Raw genomic sequence first — 17,426 nt, forward strand, 5'->3', positions numbered from 1 at the left:
TCTCTTCAACGTTCCCTATTGACATTGAAAATTAGATACCCAGTAAGTTTAGTTAAAAACTTGCAATTTACATGTGAAACGGCCTGTTTCACTGCATTCTGGCAATGAGTTCTAGTTGGCTAATCTTGGTTTTTCTAAGCAGAAAATTAAAGGCTAAAGTGAGGTGAGTAAATTTGTGAATTTCTATAGTGACTTAGAGGGGGCTGCAGTAACATTGTTTAAACATACCTTGTTACATTTATCGAGTTTCATTAGTAATAAAAAGCTTAATAAATGGGATGGATTTAGCATTTTGCACTGTATTTTGCACTGTATTTTGCACTGGGATAGCAGTGTCTGGACTCGCGGGAGAAATGCAAATAAGCCCGCTATAACGGACTTATTTACATGTGATTGGCAGTTAAGCACTCAATTTGAGGCTTTAAATCTTATAACTGACCCCAAACTTTAGCGTTCTTGGCTTACCGACATTCACCTCTCCGTTTTCGCCGCCACCTAAGTAGTCAGTATCAAATAGATTCTCAACTTTTAGTCTTAGTTGCAGGTCATTTCCGGCCACTGGCAGTATGTAGCTGATACCTGTGTCGATGCGGGTGTAAGCTGACTTCTCGAAGCTGTTATCACCGTCGCCGAAACGTGCGCCTTCGTAGAAGGCGCCTAAGTTAAAAGCTGCTCGTTCTGTGATGGAGTACTTGGCCCAGATAGAGGCTGTCCACTCAGGTACATCTTCGGGGCGATTGCCTTCAAATTCATCATGGCTGGTGTATTCTGCATCCAGATACATAAGTGAAGTTATCAGTGATAAGTCATCGTTGATCTGGCCAATGGCGCCTAACTCGACTCCCTTGTGACGCTGCACGCCGCCTTGGGTGGTAATAGGTTCATCGGATGAGCCTTGATTGACTATGATATTACTGCGCTTGATATCAAATAGTGCGGCATTGAGGCGGACTTTGCCTGATAACAGCTCCCATTTAGTGCCTAGCTCATACATCTCACCTTTGATTGGATCGAGCTCAGTGCCAAAGCTTGCATCTTCATCATCCAGAACGCGGCCCTGTGGCTCGAAACTTTCGCTGTAATTGGCATAAATAGAGGCATAACTTGTCGGGTGGTAGATGATCCCTAGTTTAGGCAGGACAGACTGGTTATCTGCATCGGTCTTTTCCTGTTTATCGAAGCGTACCCCAAGGAGCACCTGCCATTGGTCGTTGAAGGTGATCAGGTCTTGAGCAAACACACCATAGTATTTGTAGTGCTCTGACTCTGACTTACCATCGGCATAGTCTAGATCAGGTTGTGGCACTATGATGCCAGTATCGATATTACCTGAGTCCATTTTACCTTTGACTTTCAAGGAGCTGTATTCGTGCTTGAGATAGTTACCACCGAAGAGCAGATCATGTTGCATGCTGCCAATTTCTAGGGTGCCGACTAAGTCAAAATAGAAGGATTGTTGCTGCCAATCTTCCAGCTTGTTGTAAGGTTTGTTTTTGTAGCTGCCGGTATCGGGGTCATAGCTGCCGGTTTGTGGCTTGCTTTCCCAGCGTTCACGTTCGTTATGTTGCTTGTTGTAGCCAGCGTCGATATTCCAATCGTCGCTTAATTGGTAACTGATGTCAGCACCATAGTTTTCACTCTGGGCATCAATCTTTGTCCAGGGCATATCCCAGATGGTTTCATTACCGCCAATAACATTACCCTGCTCATCGACAAGTGCGCCGCTGTCTTGGCCGGCGAGTTCATCGGATTTGTCATAGTGCAGCGACAGAGTCAGATCATCGCTGATATCGAAATCAGTCATCAGGCTGCCAACGAAGAAGTCACTCTCTTGTGCGCTGCCATCTTGATATTCACGCCAGTTTTTGTTCTCTTGCTTTTCAACGATGGCGCGGTAACGTATGGTTTGCGCTTCATTTAAGCTGCCACCTGCATCAAGCATGCCTCGCAGTGAGCCATTGTCATCGCCTTTAATGCCTATCTCTAGAAATGAATCATAGGTAGGATTTTTGGTCACCAGGTTAACTAATCCGCCAGGCGTAGACTGACCGTAGAGTAGACTTGATGGGCCTTTAAGCACTTCAATACTCTCCATAAGTGCCATAGGTAAACGGTATTTAGAGAAGTGCTGGTGGCCATCTTTCAATAAGTTGGTGCTCTCATCTAAGCTAAAGCCTCGTAGACTGAACCTTTCTCTGTCGGTAGTGACTCGACCAATGGAGACACTGGCATCATTTTTTAATGCATCGCCTAAGGTTAACACCATCTGGTCATCCATAATCTCTGTAGGGATGACGGTGACAGATTGTGGCGTATCTAACAGGGATACATCAGATCGCATTGCAGCATGGGCTTGATCTGTTTTGTAGTGTTGCTGCTGGCCAACAACCGTGATCACTTCGATATCTTGATTAGTTTGAGTTGCGGCAAACGCACTTGAGTTAAGCGTAGCTGCGATGGCTATGCTGATTAATGTTACTTGGGTTTTCATATGCTAAACCTAAATGGCTCAATGCGTGTTGCTTTTCCTTAAGCCTGAGATGAAGAACCGACGTTAGCCGCATCATTTCTTCCGCGCAATTATGAGGTATATGGTGAATGTGAGAATTGGTTTTTGCGGATGTTAATGCTAATCAATCTCGTTATCAAGGTTTGCAATGTAAAGATGTAATTTGTTTAAGGCTTAATGCTAGTGCTGTGAAATATGTCACAAATGTAACAGTTGTGGTGGGTGGAATTTAAGCACAATCAGTTTGTTACACGGTATTTATTCCAAGATTAAGGCCATTATCTCAGCTGTTTTTTGCTGCATTAACCCTCTATTGCCTTTCGTTTCGACGTTAAGCCTGACTAAGGGCTCAGTTTGTGAGCAACGTAAATTAAAGCGCCATAGATGTGCGGCGTTTGAGGTTGGTGTGTTGAGACCTGTCTCTGGTATTGGCTCTGATTCTGAGCCTGATTCTGGCTCTGGTTTTGATTCTAAGAAGGTCATGCTGAGTCCGTCAGTGTCATCTATATCCACAATTTCGAACTCTTTAGCGTCTAGCTTGGTATGCAAGGTATGGGCTTCATAGTGGCTGCGCACTTTGGCTATGGCAGCTTTGGGATCGTCAATGCTGGCGTTTATCTCGCCTGATGATGGGTAGGTGCTGATCCGCTGAGCTACGGCTTGTGAAAGTGTGAGGCCTTGGTTAGCTAAAAGCTCGATGACGAGCAGCCAAGGGATCATGCCTGAGTCGCAATAGTTAAAATCACGGAAATAGTGATGAGCACTCATCTCACCACCATAGATCGCATCATGTTGACGCATAAGTTGCTTGATGTAAGCGTGGCCCGCTTTAGATTGAATCGCACTTCCTGCATTTTCATCACAGAGTGCTTGGGTGTTCCATATTAGCCTTGGGTCATGAACAATTTTTGCGCCTTTTTCTTTGAGTAAAAATGCTTCGGCTAACAGCCCGACGATATAATAGCCTTCGATAAACTGACCGTTCTCATCGAACAGAAAACAGCGGTCAAAGTCACCGTCCCATGCGATACCCATGTCAGCCTTATGTTCAATGATGGCATCTGATGTTGTCTGACGGTTTTCGATTAATAATGGGTTGGGGATGCCGTTAGGGAAGGTGCCATCAGCTTGATGGTGAATTTTGATAAATTCAATTGGCACATTTTGGTTAAGCAACTCAGCTTCTATCGCATCCAGCGCGTGGCCGGCACTGCCATTGCCCGCATTGACGACTAATCTTATTGGCTTGCACTCAAGCTGAGTAGATAAGTTTTCACCGTTTATATAGCTCAGCATATGCTGGACATATTCAGCCATCACACAGACTTTTTTATAGCTTCCTCTAATAAGCGGTTTGGGCTTAAAAGTTTGATATTCAGCAAGTTGCTGTATCTGCGTTAGGCCATTATCCCGAGCGATTGGGCGTGAATCTGAGGTCACCAGTTTCATACCGTTATAATCGATAGGGTTATGACTCGCTGTGACTTCTATGCCGCCATTGAGTTTCAGATAAGCGGTCGCAAAGTAGATCTCCTCAGTGCCTGTCATACCAAGGTCTAAAACATCGACGCCACTGTCTCTAAGGCCATTAGCCAATGCTGTTTTTAGACCTTCTGAGCTGAGGCGACAGTCTCCTCCAACTACCACGGTATCGGCATTGATGACTTCAGCAAACGCACGACCGATACGGTAAGCTATCTCTTCATTGAGCTCGGCGCCGAGTTTGCCGCGAATATCATAAGCTTTGAAACAGGTCAGTGAGTTCATGGCTTCTCTCTTACTACTCTTACTTCTCTTATTTCAATTATCTGTTTCATTTGATATTGCATTCTCTATACCGCTAGTTTCTGCCGTACTTGTCTTGAAAGCGTATGATATCGTCTTCGCCCAAATAACTGCCAGATTGCACCTCAATCAACTCAAGGGGGAGTTTGCCTGGGTTCTCTAAGGAGTGGACCATGCCTATGGGGATATAGGTTGATTGATTCTCGCTGAGCAACAGCTCTTCATCGCCTTTAGTTATTTTGGCGGTACCAGACACCACAATCCAATGTTCAGCTCTGTGATGGTGCATCTGTAAGGATAGTTTCTCTCCCGGATTTACCGAAATGCGTTTAACTAAGAATCGCTCACCAGCATCAATCGCATCATATTTGCCCCAAGGGCGATAAACCTGCTTATGTTGCATCAGCTCTGGGCGCTGCTCTTGGTCAAGTTGCTCAACAATGGCTTTGACTTGCTGTACATCTGATTGCTTAGCGATTAATACTGCATCTTTAGTTTCAACGACCACCATATCCTCAAGTCCTATGGTGGTAACTAGCTTATCTTGTGCGTGGATATAACTGTTACGGGTATTGTTGGCTATTACATCACCGCGAATAGCATTACCTTGAGGGTCTTTATTCGAGACCTCCCATAAAGAGTGCCAGCTGCCAACATCACTCCAGGAGCAATCCAATGGCACTACTATAGCTTTACTGGATGTTGACTTGTCATTACATAGGGGCTCCATCACGGCGTAATCGATAGAGTCTGCATGGCAAGCTTCAAAAGCATTTCGGTCGATGCGGATAAAGTCTAGGTCTGATTGAGTGTTGGCAATCGCCAGCTCGCAGGCACTATAGATTTCGGGTTGATGATTTTTTAGCTCGGTGAGGTATACGCTGGCTTTAAACATGAAGATGCCACTGTTCCAGTAATAGTCACCGCTCTTAAGGTAGTGCTTGGCTGTTTCTAAGTCAGGCTTTTCGACAAACCTATCGATTGTAAAAGGGGTTTTGTCTAGTGCTGATGCGTCTTGGTTAGCTGCGCTGAAAGCTGAGCCACGTTTGATGTAGCCATAGCCTGTTTCAGCTTTCGTCGGTACAACCCCAAAAGTAACGAGTTTGTTTGCTTCAGCAAGTGCTGTGGCCGACGCTAAGGTTTGGCAAAAAGCCGCTTCATCTTTAATCACATGGTCGGCTGCAAGAACAAGTAAAACAGGGTCTTGGCCACTCTTTAATGCCTGTAAGGCTGCAATTGCGATAGCTGGCGCAGTATTTCGACCAACAGGCTCTAAGATGATGCCGCTATGCTTGAGTTGAGCTGCTCTAAGTTGCTCGGCAACAGAGAACCTATGCTCTTCGTTACAGATGATTAATGGCGCTTGATTATCTAATCCTGATAGCCGCAGCAAGGTGGCTTGTAGCATTGAGTCTTCGCCATCTAAAGTCAGAAATTGTTTTGGGAAGCGCTGACGAGATAGGGGCCACAGGCGAGTGCCACTGCCACCTGCCATTACTACAGGTAAAATCATTTTATTATCCATGATGTTGCGATTTTCATTGGCTGGCTGTTCAACTTAGTCGTTGGTTAAAGATAGAGATAAGAAGTTGATAGGATAATAGCATCAAGCTGTGCTTTACCTATAACCAAAGCCGTCATAATCAGGGAAAGTTATGCCCACTGATCATAGTTTCTGTGTTGGGGGGAGGGCATTATGTTGCTGATAGATTTTTTCAATGCGGCCAGATTGTGTCATATCTAAAAGGGCTTTTTCTAAGGCTGCTTTGACTTTTATGTCAGCAGAAAACTTTGAGAAGCCATAGTAGATGCCGACATTCTGTTTATGTCTATAATTTGCATAAGCATAGTCGGTGAAACCTATCTGTTTAAAGGCTTGCTCTATTGATGTTTTATCGAGCACTATCATAATATCAAATCTATTTGCAGCAAACATACTCGACATATTTTTATCATCTAACAGTAAGACTTTATTGAGCTTAAGGTCGTTATTGAATGCTTTAAAGTAAGCGGTATTTCTTTTGACTCCTATCTCATATTTGTAAAGGTCATTATAGCTGTTTACTCGATTTTCAAAGCCTTTGCGTACTAAAAATAGTATATCTTTTTGTTGTAAGCCTATAGGGCCTAAATAATCGATAAACTTTTCTCTCTGCTCAGTTTTTATGACTCTTGGCACTATGTCTATTTTACCATTTTGTAAGTCTTTTAAGCTTCTGGCAAATGGGGCTATTCGCCACTTTATTTTATAGCCTATCTCACTGGCTGCTTCATTGAGGATATCTTTCAAGGGACCAAAGGAGTCATTTTGATCAATAATCATCTGAGGAGGTCTGTGCCTGATATCAGCCGTGAGCAATTTTTCTTGGGCTGAAGAGATACAGGTAAATGTTAGCAAAAACAAACAGAGAAAAAGTTTGAGCATCGCCTCTCCAAAGTGATTCGTGAAATTGATACCAATAACTATAGCGACATAATCTTATCAGCAAACTAATGTTTAACAGCTTATTAGTTAAACCTTAATTACTTGTACCCGAAAAGCGTTAATTTGCTACCCCCTAAAAGTCTAAATATGAAGGTGTATTGATTTGAATGCTGTCCGCGCGTACTCCATCTCCCTAAGAGTTGACCGCAATGGGTAGAAAGCGATAATGTCCCACTGTTAATCACTCAGTTTTTAGTTCGTTCATTATGCGTCTTGATAAATTTCTCTGTAAAAGTACCGAATATTCACGTAAGCAAGCCATAGAGCAGATAGAGCAAGGCTTTGTCACTGTGAATGGAGAGGCGATCATAACCCCTGAGACACAGGTACATGAAAACAATACTATCTTGCATAATGGCCAGCGCCTTGTTGCTCGCCCTTCACGTTACATCATGCTAAACAAGTCTATGCATACCCTTTGTTCCAATGTTGACGGTGATTATCCGTCGGTGATGAACTGTATTGATGTAGAAAGAAGCTGGGATCTACATATTGCAGGGCGATTAGATGCTGATACCACAGGGCTACTGCTGCTGACTGACGATGGACGTTGGTCATTTAATATTATCAACCCTAAGTACCACTGTGAAAAGGTTTATCGAGTACGCCTGCGCGATCCTATAACAGAAGATAATGCCGATGAGCTAGTAGCTCGCTTCGCTAAAGGTCTTCAGCTTCAAGGGGAAGAAAAATTAACCTTGCCAGCCAGCTTAAAGGTTGTATCTCCAAAAGTGGTATTACTTACCATTAGCGAAGGGCGCTACCATCAGGTTAAGCGCATGTTTTTTACTGTGGGTAATCGCGTTGTTGGCTTGCATCGAGAACAAATAGGGGGATTACAACTTGATGTTGAACCGGGGCTGTGGCGCTATTTGACTGAAGATGAAGTGAGTGGTTTTAACAATAAAAACAGCGAGCATTAACTCACTGTTTTTAATTTAGCTAGTTTCTCTTTTTAGCTTCGCTATAGCCGTAGCCCTCGTTTAGCCTGGGCTTAGACTTATATCAGTCTCGCTGCTTAGTGTGAACGCGGCTTTGACTTTTACTTGGTCCAGCTGAGTGATACGGTGTTGAGCTCCTCATATTTGATGAGTGGCTGGGCTGTTGGCTCGGCTTCACTCTGGTTTGCTGCACCTGTGATGGAGCACTTTTATACTGCTTATGTGTCGCTTTAGGCTGTGTCTGCCTGTTTGATGATGGCGTATAGTGTCGTTGATTGGACTGCGCAGGTTTCACCTGTTTAGCTTGAGTCCGGTTGACATTATTGCTCCCGTTAGCCCTATTTACATCTTGTCTGTTTGCTTGATGCTTATTCACGCTGCGATCATTGACCTGCATATTTCTGTTGTGATGCATTTGGTTAGCAAATTTTTGCTCTCTCTGCTTAGCTACTTGCTTGTTGTAATGGCTTAGATTACTCGTTTGCTGTTTGTGGCTGGGCTTGCCATTTAGCTTAGCTTTGGTATTGCTATGGACCTTAGTATTCGAGTGGCTAATCGTATTGTATTGCGCCTTGCGAACCTGTTTTGCCTGCATCGTGCTCGGGCGATGACTGTTATATCTGTGCTTCACTGCAGGGCTTCGGTAAGCCACACCACGGCGATGCACCGGTTTATGATGCCACCTCTGGGCGCCATGACTCGTTACAATACGGCCATGATGGCGGTAGTGGCGAGCATTCTTATGGTGAACAACAACGACATGACGCTTGTGCCAATGGAAGGCGCTAAAGTAGTAGTTAAATGAAATATGAACGCCGCGATGCCAGTAAAAATGACCGTATGGTGGACGAACATAGTAAGGGTATGGCGCCCAGTAAACTGGCGGGTAGCTATACCAAGCCCAGTGTCCATAGACAACCCTTGGATCATAGTAGGGAACATAGACTATCTCTTTTTGCACCGGCTCTATGATGATCTGACTATCGACACGGCTAACCTGCATATTCTCCATCTCTGATAGGCTATCAGCTTCATCAGCTTGGTGTCTTAGCGTTTGGATCATGGCCAAGGTTTGCTCTTCATTCTGCAAGAAAGCATCGCCTAAGTCTTGGGTCCACTCAAGATCTTCGCTGAGCTTTTCCAGTACAGTGGGAAAGGCTAATAATGCCGTAACACTAGGATCCCACTCTTCACCTTCGGCTTTTTCCATCAGCTGTGGCGTAGGGAGCTGAGTGTTTTTACTTTGCAGGCGTTTGGCTTGCACAATCTCTAAAGGGTAAGTTGAAGCAATGAGGATATGGGTCAACAAGCTATCGGGGTATAAGGCTATTGGCGCCAGCATCTGTGCAAGCTCAGCTTCACTAAAGTTAGCGTCTTGATTTTCTGTATCATCTTGGGCGCTTGAAACAGGTGAAAATAGTAATATGGCTATGACTGTAAACAGACTGAGCAATACTGATTGCCCACGCTTTCCTTTGCTTTGAGTGAATATGTTCATACCGTCTCCAGTGCCTACTTTTGAATATAACTGAATTATAAAGAGGTGAAGATGAACGTAAGCTGAAAGGTCTAAATCGCTTCGGGAAGTGTGCTATTTCCTGCAAGGAAAGCAGCTTAGGTTGGCCGAAGTGTAATGCGAACGTGTATTTAGTTTTAGTATTAGGTGTTAAGGGTTAAGCGCTAAATACAAGTGTGAACTTAGCGCCGCCTAAGGCATCAGATGTTGAAACAGCAAGCTGGCCTTGATAGCTGTCGACCAGATCTCTAACTATCGCCAAGCCAATACCATGCCCTTGCTGGTAAGAGTCTGCGCGAATGCCTCTTTCAAATATCTCGCTTTGTTGCTCTGGTGAGATCCCTGCGCCATCATCTTCAATAATCATTGTGAGGTCGCCATTGTCTACCATGACGCTAATTTGTACCTGCTTCTTGGCGGCTTTGCAGGCATTGTCGAGCAAGTTGCCTAATATTTCAGTTAAGTCGGCCTCGTCGCCCTTAAAAGTAGACTGGCTATCAACATATGAGGCGATCTCTATTTGCGGGTCTCGGTATATTTTAGGTAAGGTTCGAACCAATTTATCTGACACAGAAGCCACATTGATACCTAAGTGCCAAGAAGCACCTGCTGCTGTTTGTGCCCGCTTTAGCTGGTGGCTGATGATGCGACTAATGATCTGAGTTTGTTCGAGTGAGCTCTTACTGAGATCTTTCTGACTTTGAATCACAGCCAGTGGTGTTTTTAAGCTGTGAGCGAGATCTGAGAGCGCGTTTCGGTATCGTTTTCGCTGATGTTGTTCAGTATTGAGAAGGGCATTAAGCTGCTTAGCCACAGCTTGTAGCTCATTAGGATAATCAGCTTTAATCTGTACAGCCCTGCCTTGCTCCACCTCGTTCAGTTCATGTTTAAACTGTGCCAATGGTTTTAGTGTCCATAGTAGCCATGCGAGTTGGACGATAATAAGAAAAGCCATCAAGATAGCTAACCAACTCCAAAGGTGCTGAGTAAACAGGTCTATCTGTTTTTGGTAGTCCTGTTGGTTTTTAATGATATGAACGGTGAGCGGAAAGGCGCGGTTTTCTACACTTAGCCCATCTTGGGAAAGCATCTTACGCTCGAAGCTGACACTGTAGCTGTAGATGATATGTGGCTTACCATCAATACTTATTGCTTTGAACTCACTTTGGCCAATCTCAGGTTGTGGTAGGTCAATGGGGAGCTCTAATCCCAAATAAGAGTTTGACTGCCAATCTATTTTACTTGTTTTACTCTCTGCTTCTCGCGTTGAAATGAGTGCAAACAGACCCGATTGAATGACGTTAAATTGATTTTCTGCTAATGCCTCTGGCATCTGAAGCTGGCCGTTATCAACCTCAGTAACCGCTAAAATTGAATATAAGTAGGCTTTGAGCTCGCTTTTTGCTGATGATGATACTTGCTGTTTAAATGCATTGTTGAGGGTATAGCCAATTAAAGGCAGTAAGATCAAAATCAGCAACAACGCGCTGATGATGAGGCGTGCCTTGAGTGAATGAGTCAAGCTTGAGAGCTTATTGCGCATCCGTACCATTGCCAGTAGTTTGATCCGTTTTACTCAGAGGCGTTAAGCGGTAACCTTGCCCCCTGAGCGTTTCTATCAGTCCAAGTTCATTACCCGGATCTAACTTCTTACGTAGGCGTCGTATAAAGACTTCGATAACATTTGAATCTAAATCGAAGTCTTGGTCATAGATATGTTCAATCAATACTGTTTTAGATTTAACTTCTCCAGGATGCAGCATAAAAAACTCAAACAACTTGTATTCTGAGCTACTTAAGTTCATCAGTTTTCCTGATTTTTTCACCTCTAATGTGCTAGTGTTTATGCTAAATGGTCCATTGTGGACGAGTGGACTCGACTTGCCTGCAGAGCGACGAATTAGCGCATTAAGCCTAGCAACAAGCTCTTCAGGGTGGAAAGGTTTAGTGAGATAGTCATCGGCGCCAGCATCTAAACCTGCTACTTTATCTTGCCAACTATCTCGAGCGGTTAAGATCAAAATGGGAAAGTCGACATCTTGCTCTCTGAGTTTAGTGATTAACTCAATGCCATTAAGTTTAGGTAGACCTACATCTATTATCCCTGCGTCATAACTGCATTCGCTGCCTTGAAATAAACCGTCTTCTCCATCACTAGAAACATCGATAGTAAAATTGGCTTCTATCAAATGTTGCTTTAGGTTACTTTGCAGCTCTAAGTCATCCTCAACGAGTAATATTCTCATTTAAGTACCTCACTTAGAAATGGACTGCTTTTAGCTATATTGGCAAGAGCGATAGTGAAATTAGCCCCGATATGCAAATGTTGCTTCAGGTTACTTTGCAGCGCTAAGTCATCCTCAACGAGTAATATTCTCATTTAAGTACCTCACTTAGAAATGGATTGCTTTTAGCTATATTAGCAAGAGCGATAGTGAAATTAGCCCCGATATGCAAATGTTGCTTTAGGTTACTTTGCAGCTCTAAGTCATCCTCAACGAGTAATATTCTCATTTAAGTACCTCACTTAGAAATGGACTGCTTTTAGCTATATTGGCAAGACCGATAGTGAAATCAGCCCCGATATGCAAATGTTGCTTCAGGTTACTTTGCAGCGCTAAGTCATCTTCTACTAATAGTATTCGCATTCGCTCACCCCAATAAATTCTTATAATTCAATCGTTAAAGCTTCAAAGCCTTTAAGTTGAAATTAGTTTCTACGTACACTGCCAGTTTTTGCATCGACGGACACATAAAAAACAGCGCCTGAACTTGATAGCAACTTAACCCTGTAACCAGGATTGCCGTTCACTCGACTCGATTGCACTTTAAGTACCTTGCCTGGGTATTGGCGTTTCACTAATTGAATAGCCTGCTGAGAGCTGCTCACTTTCAACTTTTGCGGAGGCTTCTTTGACTGAGCTGCAATAGACATTGAACTTACACTTACACTTGACGCTGAAACCACATTCGAGGCTACGCCCTGTAATGGATACAGTAGGCAGGCTGATGTGATTAAAACCAATGTCATGCTTGAAGCCAGTTTCATTGAGTATGTCCGTGTTTAGGTGTCAGATTCGCTGTTAGTGTAAATATCACACTCTTAAGACACAAGTTTTAACAAACAAGCGCTCAAATCGACTATTTAATTTAAGCGCTAGATTCAAATGCTAAATTTAAGATCCAAATATAGGAGAAAGGCGCTTTATATAGGTATAACGCATTTCAGATGAACGTAAGATGACCATGCTAGAGCAATCTACATTTATTGATACTTGCTGATAGCTACTGTTTTTATGCAATAAAGGCTTACGGATCTTAGGCAATAAATACACATTAATTTCAACAAAAAGCAGATTTTGAGCGTTCAGCTTATGTTCACGTTAAATCGACTCTAATGATGTCATTGTAAAGTGATATTGAGGTTTAATGATGAATATAGACGAGAGACAAGCAAGCCAGAAAACCAATTTGAGTCAACAATGGAGCTCAGTTTCCGGGCGTCACAGTGTTAAGAAATTGTCAGTGTTTGCTATCGCGATTGGCGTATATACCACCTCTATTGCAACAGCTCTAGCGAATGATATTGAGGTGACAGAGCTGGTAGCTGCAGTTAATCAGCAGGCTATTTCAGTGGGGGGGCAGAGCACGTCAGTTAGCAGCTCGGTAAATGGCGAGCTTGAAGAGCAGTATAAACAGCCTGAAAATCACAGCGAGCAGTTAACCGAACGGTCAGTGTCACTGCTTAAGTCTCTAGATAAAAAAATAGATACAACGCTGTTATTGGCTAAAGGTAACCCGTTAAAAACGCGAGAAAAAGTCATTGCTAATCACAAAAATGGCAAGCTAGCTCCGCAGTATTTAATACAAAATCAGCCGGGCGATGCTCAAGCAAACGTGCCGAAAGCTTTTTCAAATCCTATCTATCATGAGTTTTCTATTTATGAAGCCAGCAGTCGCTTATTTGTCGATGACGATGGGGACGGTTTTTACCAGACCTTTAGTGTTACGTTCGATGCTGATGTTTACGGTCCCGATGCTGTTGAGGTCGCGGATGTGTATGCTGAGCTATATTTGAGTCGTAATGGTGGCCCATGGATCCATTATTACAGCACGGATATTTTTACCATAATCGGAGATTCAACAGATGATGATTTCGAGGTGCTAACGACGTTACATAGCGGCTATTACACCGATCATTATGATGTGTTAATTGACCTCTACGAAGTTGGCTTCGACGATATTGTGGCCACCATTAGCTCAGATGATACCGATAATCTGTATGCGCTACCTCTAGAGAGTAGTGACAGGGACAGAGTTTACTCTGGGGGCGATTCAAGCAGTGATGGCCATGGCGGTGGAGCTATGTCATTTTTGAGTCTCTTGCTCCTTGTTGGTGTAGGGATCAAACGCCGCTGGAAATAGTCCTTATATGGCAATAGCGTTTATATGGTTAGCGCTGTTTGGATGAGCTTGTTTACTGTTCTTTATTCATTCGGCGCTTGGTATTACAATACTGTAACCTGCATGGCTATGGCATGATTTAGCTCCTACTATGCGCTTAAACTTAACGGTCAGTCTCCTAAATATGTCATCAACAACATTAAGCTCGTCCTCCTTAAAATTTACCACTCAATCTAGTCAGTCCTTCCATGAAGAGGTATGTCTGACAGGCTCTAGCCTGGATATTAATTTATGGATCTGGGAGCACTTAGTCACGCCAGGTCAAGTGGCTAAAACCTTACAAGGGGAAGTGGTAAGGGTGATAGAAGCTTTAGCCTGGGAGGCACAAAACAACGGCAATCTAAATTGGGATGCGAGCTTTGATGAGATGATTGCATTTTTACGTCAGGTATTTATCAGTGCTGAAGGCGTTATTTCTGCAGGCTTGTCTGATGAGGACCGAGAGTCTGCAGAGCAAGATCTACAACGCTTAGCGAATTTCATCTTACCGACAGAGCTTGATAGCCGGGTTTATATCGAAGAATTACCTTATGTGAAAGAAGATCTTTATGAGCGATTAACAGAGCACCTTATTCGTTTTTGTCGCCGCTGCCCTCAGGTGCTACCTCTCTAAATAGCATTGAATTTTGAGTGATAAGCCGATGATTAAATCTGAGTAATCGGCTTATCTTCGAATAACTGTTCTTTTTAATCTCTATATCAGCACTTTCTCCCCTCTTTTATTGACTAGCTCTGTCATTGATTAGCACTGTCTGAAAAATGAGCGCGGTTAAATTTTACGCGTAGATACTTTAGCTATTGTCGATATTTACTTTGTAAAAGTTCGCAGAAAACCCCAGCAATACAGATACAAAGATCACACCTTTGTATCAATATGTGAAAAGATCATTGTAATGATATTAATAATCGTTATCATTCCGGCCATAATACTAATGGGGGATAATATCGATGCAACAATTTCGTTTTTCACTACTTGCTGTCGCTTGCGCATCTGCGTTTTTGCCAATGACTGTATCTGCTACTGAGCAGGTACAAACGTCAGACACTGTGCAAACAGAAGAGCTGAAAAACAAGGATGTAGAACGTATCACTGTCTATGGAAGACAAAACCAAGTGGTCATGAATTCAGGGTTAGCGACAAAATCAGATATGTCGTTAATGGAAACGCCAGCAGCTGTTGTTATTGTCGATGAAGAGTTGATCAATGCTCAAGGCGTGAATAACCTGCAAGACTTAGTGCGTAATATCAGTGGTGTGACTCAAGCGGGTAACAACTATGGTATTGGTGATAACTTAGTGATCCGTGGTTTAGGGGCAAACTATACCTATGATGGTATGTATGGCGGCGCAGGCCTTGGTAATACCTTTAACCCTACACGTTCACTGACAAATGTTGAGTCAGTAGAAGTGCTCAAAGGCCCTGCTACAGGTCTATATGGTATGGGCAGTGCGGGTGGTGTGATTAACCTTATCGAGAAAAAGCCTGAATTTGAAAGCCGACATGATATTGGTGTTGAGCTAGGCCAATGGGATACCTATGCATTAAGTGTCGATAGCACAGGCGGACTGAGTGAAAAATTAGCTTATCGTGTTGTTGCAAAAACGGCTCGCAGTGATGGCTACCGAGATATTGGCACCGATCGCGACGAAGTCTATACCTCATTAAAATATGTGTTCGATGACAGCCAAGATCTGATGTTGTCAGCGTCTTATATCAAAGATGCCATTGCCGTAGACTCCATTGGGCACCCAATACGTATCTACAACGCAGAATCTGTTGGTGGAAAAACAGCTGGCGAAGCGGGTTGGGAAGACTTAATTAACGATCCTGAGGGTAAAGGCATTCAGCTTACCGATGAACAGCGTCAGCAGTTAGCGGATTCATTGGCTGCTAGCGATGGCCTAACGCCATACGCTTTCGGTCATAACGGCATCATTTCGCCAATGGCAAAAGATAACGAAGGTGAGGAGCTAAGGTTTAAGCTGACTCATAATATCTTCTTTAATGAAAATCTATTTCTCAATCAGCAACTTCAGTACCGTGATTACACTTCAGGTTTTGCTCGTCAAACTGGCGCATACAACTATGTATATTGGGACCGTCGCGGCACCATTAATGCTGATCCTCGTGCACCGTTAGTTGAAGACGGTGTGCTATATCCGTTTGCAGCACGCAGGCAGGAGTACCGTCAGGTTGCTGCAGATGAAACTTCATGGCAGTACTTTGCTGACTTGAGATACGATTTTGAACTGGCTGGTATCGATAATGAACTGTTAGTGAATGCTAACTTTGAAGACCGTGATATTCGCTTCAAACAATACTCCATTTATGACGCCGATAAGGTGATAAAGAACAAAGCGGGTGATGTTATCTATCAGGGCCAATTGCCTTACATCTATGACATTCGTAATCCCAACTGGGCTGAAGGCAGTTTTGAAGATCATGACCCTCTGATGACCAGTAACTACAACAAAAAAGTGAGTGCTTGGGGCGTCGGTTTACAGCATGTAGGTTACTTTGGTTACGGCTTTACCTCACGTATTGGTGTAGCGTTTAATGAGATTAAGCAAAGCTATGAGCACTTTGGTGTCGATGAGCGTTATCGCGCCAGTGCCGCTGAGCCCACTCCTGAAGCCGACACCAGTGATGACGGCATCACCTATAACTTAGGCTTGACCTATATGCCGACGGACGATCTGTCATTTTTCGTCAATCACTCTAAAGGCCGTACCGCCTACAGCATGTTAGGCGGCGTAGAGGGGGATGGTTCAGACAGGCTCGATTCTGAATCAATCAGTGATGACTTAGGCATGCGTATTAAGGCCTTTGATGATCAGATGCTGACCTCTTTGGTATTCTTTAAGAGTTCGCGCACCAATCTGCAATACTCAAACCCTGATTATGAAGAGGGCGTTTCAGGCCCGAATGTGGCGAAAAACTTCTATGATGGCAAAGAGGAGACCACAGGTGTCGAGTTAGATATGAATGCTCACTTAAACGAGCAATGGATGGTTAACCTTAACGGTGTTTATCAAGATGCGCGCGATAAGAAAGATCCAAATCGTAGCAGCTATGATACCCGTCAAAAGGGCGTGCCTTATGTGACTGCCAGTGCTTGGGTCACTTATGGAGCGGACATGTTCTCACTCTCTAGCCCGATTGATATCAGCTTAGGTGCAAAATACGTTGATGATCGCAGCACGAACTCAAGTTCATTTGGTATTCCCGATGGCTATGTGCCAAGTTATACCGTGTTTGATTCAGCCATCAGCTATCAGGCGGATAACTGGAAACTACAGCTGAACTTGAATAATCTATTCAATGAGGTTTATTACAATAAGGCGATGTTCCTTGGTGGTATGCCGGGTGAAGAGCGTAATGCCAAGCTGACCTTTAACTACCAGTTGTAAGCTCAGCTACGAGTTAAGCGTAATTTTTTACGATGGAAATTTAAAGCGCAGCCTAAGGGCTGCGCTTTTTGTTAGTGGTATAAAGATTGATTTAATACTTCCACTTCAATTCAAAAACTATTCGTTTTAATTTAAAAGCTATCCGCTTAAAAAACTACCTTTTTCAATTCAAAAGCGAGCTACTCCAATTCAACCCATTTCTTGGTTAAATTCAGTTAGATTATTGATTTTTATATGCTAGTTTATGTATCTAGATTGTTAACTTGGCCGTGAATAAAAGAGGAAGCCGATGAACCCCACCAAATTATGCCAGTC

At 43.4% G+C, this 17,426-nt stretch carries 14 protein-coding genes; 4 read left to right on the plus strand and 10 right to left on the minus strand.

What is annotated here, in order from left to right:
- Positions 1-421: 421 nt before the first annotated feature.
- The 4 genes from BM736_RS02070 to BM736_RS02085 form a co-directional block, all read right to left on the minus strand.
- Entirely contained in the window at positions 422-2,491 is a 2,070-nt protein-coding gene (locus BM736_RS02070) for a TonB-dependent siderophore receptor (RefSeq protein ID WP_076408039.1), read from the minus strand.
- Positions 2,492-2,767: 276 nt separating this feature from the next.
- A complete protein-coding gene (locus BM736_RS02075) occupies positions 2,768-4,276 on the minus strand; it encodes a phosphomannomutase (protein WP_076408041.1) in 1,509 nt (502 codons plus the stop codon).
- Positions 4,277-4,349: 73 nt separating this feature from the next.
- On the minus strand, positions 4,350-5,807 hold the full coding sequence (locus BM736_RS02080) for a mannose-1-phosphate guanylyltransferase/mannose-6-phosphate isomerase (RefSeq protein ID WP_076408043.1): 1,458 nt from the start codon (positions 5,805-5,807) through the stop codon (positions 4,350-4,352).
- Between the two features lie 153 nt (positions 5,808-5,960).
- Positions 5,961-6,719 (minus strand): ABC transporter substrate-binding protein, encoded by a 759-nt coding sequence (locus BM736_RS02085; RefSeq protein WP_076408045.1) that lies wholly within the window; start codon positions 6,717-6,719, stop codon positions 5,961-5,963.
- Positions 6,720-6,985: 266 nt separating this feature from the next.
- Here BM736_RS02085 and BM736_RS02090 point away from each other — a divergent pair, with 266 nt between their 5' ends.
- Positions 6,986-7,702, plus strand: a complete 717-nt coding sequence (locus tag BM736_RS02090; RefSeq protein ID WP_076408047.1) for a pseudouridine synthase — start codon at positions 6,986-6,988, stop codon at positions 7,700-7,702.
- Between the two features lie 82 nt (positions 7,703-7,784).
- On the opposite strand, the gene BM736_RS02095 is transcribed toward BM736_RS02090, so the two are convergent.
- The 6 genes from BM736_RS02095 to BM736_RS02110 form a co-directional block, all read right to left on the minus strand.
- Positions 7,785-9,218: a DUF3300 domain-containing protein gene (locus BM736_RS02095; protein WP_076408049.1), complete on the minus strand. Its 1,434-nt coding sequence runs from the start codon at positions 9,216-9,218 to the stop codon at positions 7,785-7,787.
- 175 nt (positions 9,219-9,393) lie between these two features.
- Positions 9,394-10,779, minus strand: a complete 1,386-nt coding sequence (locus tag BM736_RS02100; protein ID WP_076408051.1) for an ATP-binding protein — start codon at positions 10,777-10,779, stop codon at positions 9,394-9,396.
- A complete protein-coding gene (locus tag BM736_RS02105) occupies positions 10,769-11,482 on the minus strand; it encodes a response regulator transcription factor (protein WP_076408053.1) in 714 nt (237 codons plus the stop codon). Before BM736_RS02105 ends, BM736_RS02100 begins: the two co-directional genes overlap by 11 nt.
- Entirely contained in the window at positions 11,479-11,616 is a 138-nt protein-coding gene (locus tag BM736_RS24925) for a hypothetical protein (RefSeq protein ID WP_372828065.1), read from the minus strand. The genes BM736_RS02105 and BM736_RS24925 overlap by 4 nt, the downstream gene beginning before the upstream one ends.
- 130 nt (positions 11,617-11,746) lie before the next feature.
- Positions 11,747-11,884, minus strand: coding sequence for a hypothetical protein (locus BM736_RS24935; protein WP_372828067.1), 138 nt, complete (start codon positions 11,882-11,884; stop codon positions 11,747-11,749).
- A gap of 62 nt (positions 11,885-11,946) precedes the next feature.
- Positions 11,947-12,285, minus strand: coding sequence for a PepSY domain-containing protein (locus tag BM736_RS02110; RefSeq protein ID WP_076408055.1), 339 nt, complete (start codon positions 12,283-12,285; stop codon positions 11,947-11,949).
- 380 nt (positions 12,286-12,665) lie between these two features.
- On the opposite strand from BM736_RS02110, the gene BM736_RS24865 reads away from it, so the two are divergent.
- From BM736_RS24865 to BM736_RS02125, 3 genes are all read left to right on the plus strand, one after another.
- Entirely contained in the window at positions 12,666-13,661 is a 996-nt protein-coding gene (locus tag BM736_RS24865; RefSeq protein WP_256717668.1) for a choice-of-anchor H family protein, read from the plus strand.
- Between the two features lie 163 nt (positions 13,662-13,824).
- Complete coding sequence (locus tag BM736_RS02120) at positions 13,825-14,313, plus strand: hypothetical protein (RefSeq protein WP_256717669.1); 489 nt, start codon at positions 13,825-13,827, stop codon at positions 14,311-14,313.
- Between the two features lie 335 nt (positions 14,314-14,648).
- Positions 14,649-17,111 (plus strand): TonB-dependent siderophore receptor, encoded by a 2,463-nt coding sequence (locus BM736_RS02125; protein ID WP_076408057.1) that lies wholly within the window; start codon positions 14,649-14,651, stop codon positions 17,109-17,111.
- Positions 17,112-17,426: the final 315 nt, after the last annotated feature.

Origin of the sequence: Shewanella sp. UCD-KL12 (genome assembly GCF_001957125.1) — a bacterium.
Lineage (GTDB): Bacteria > Pseudomonadota > Gammaproteobacteria > Enterobacterales > Shewanellaceae > Shewanella.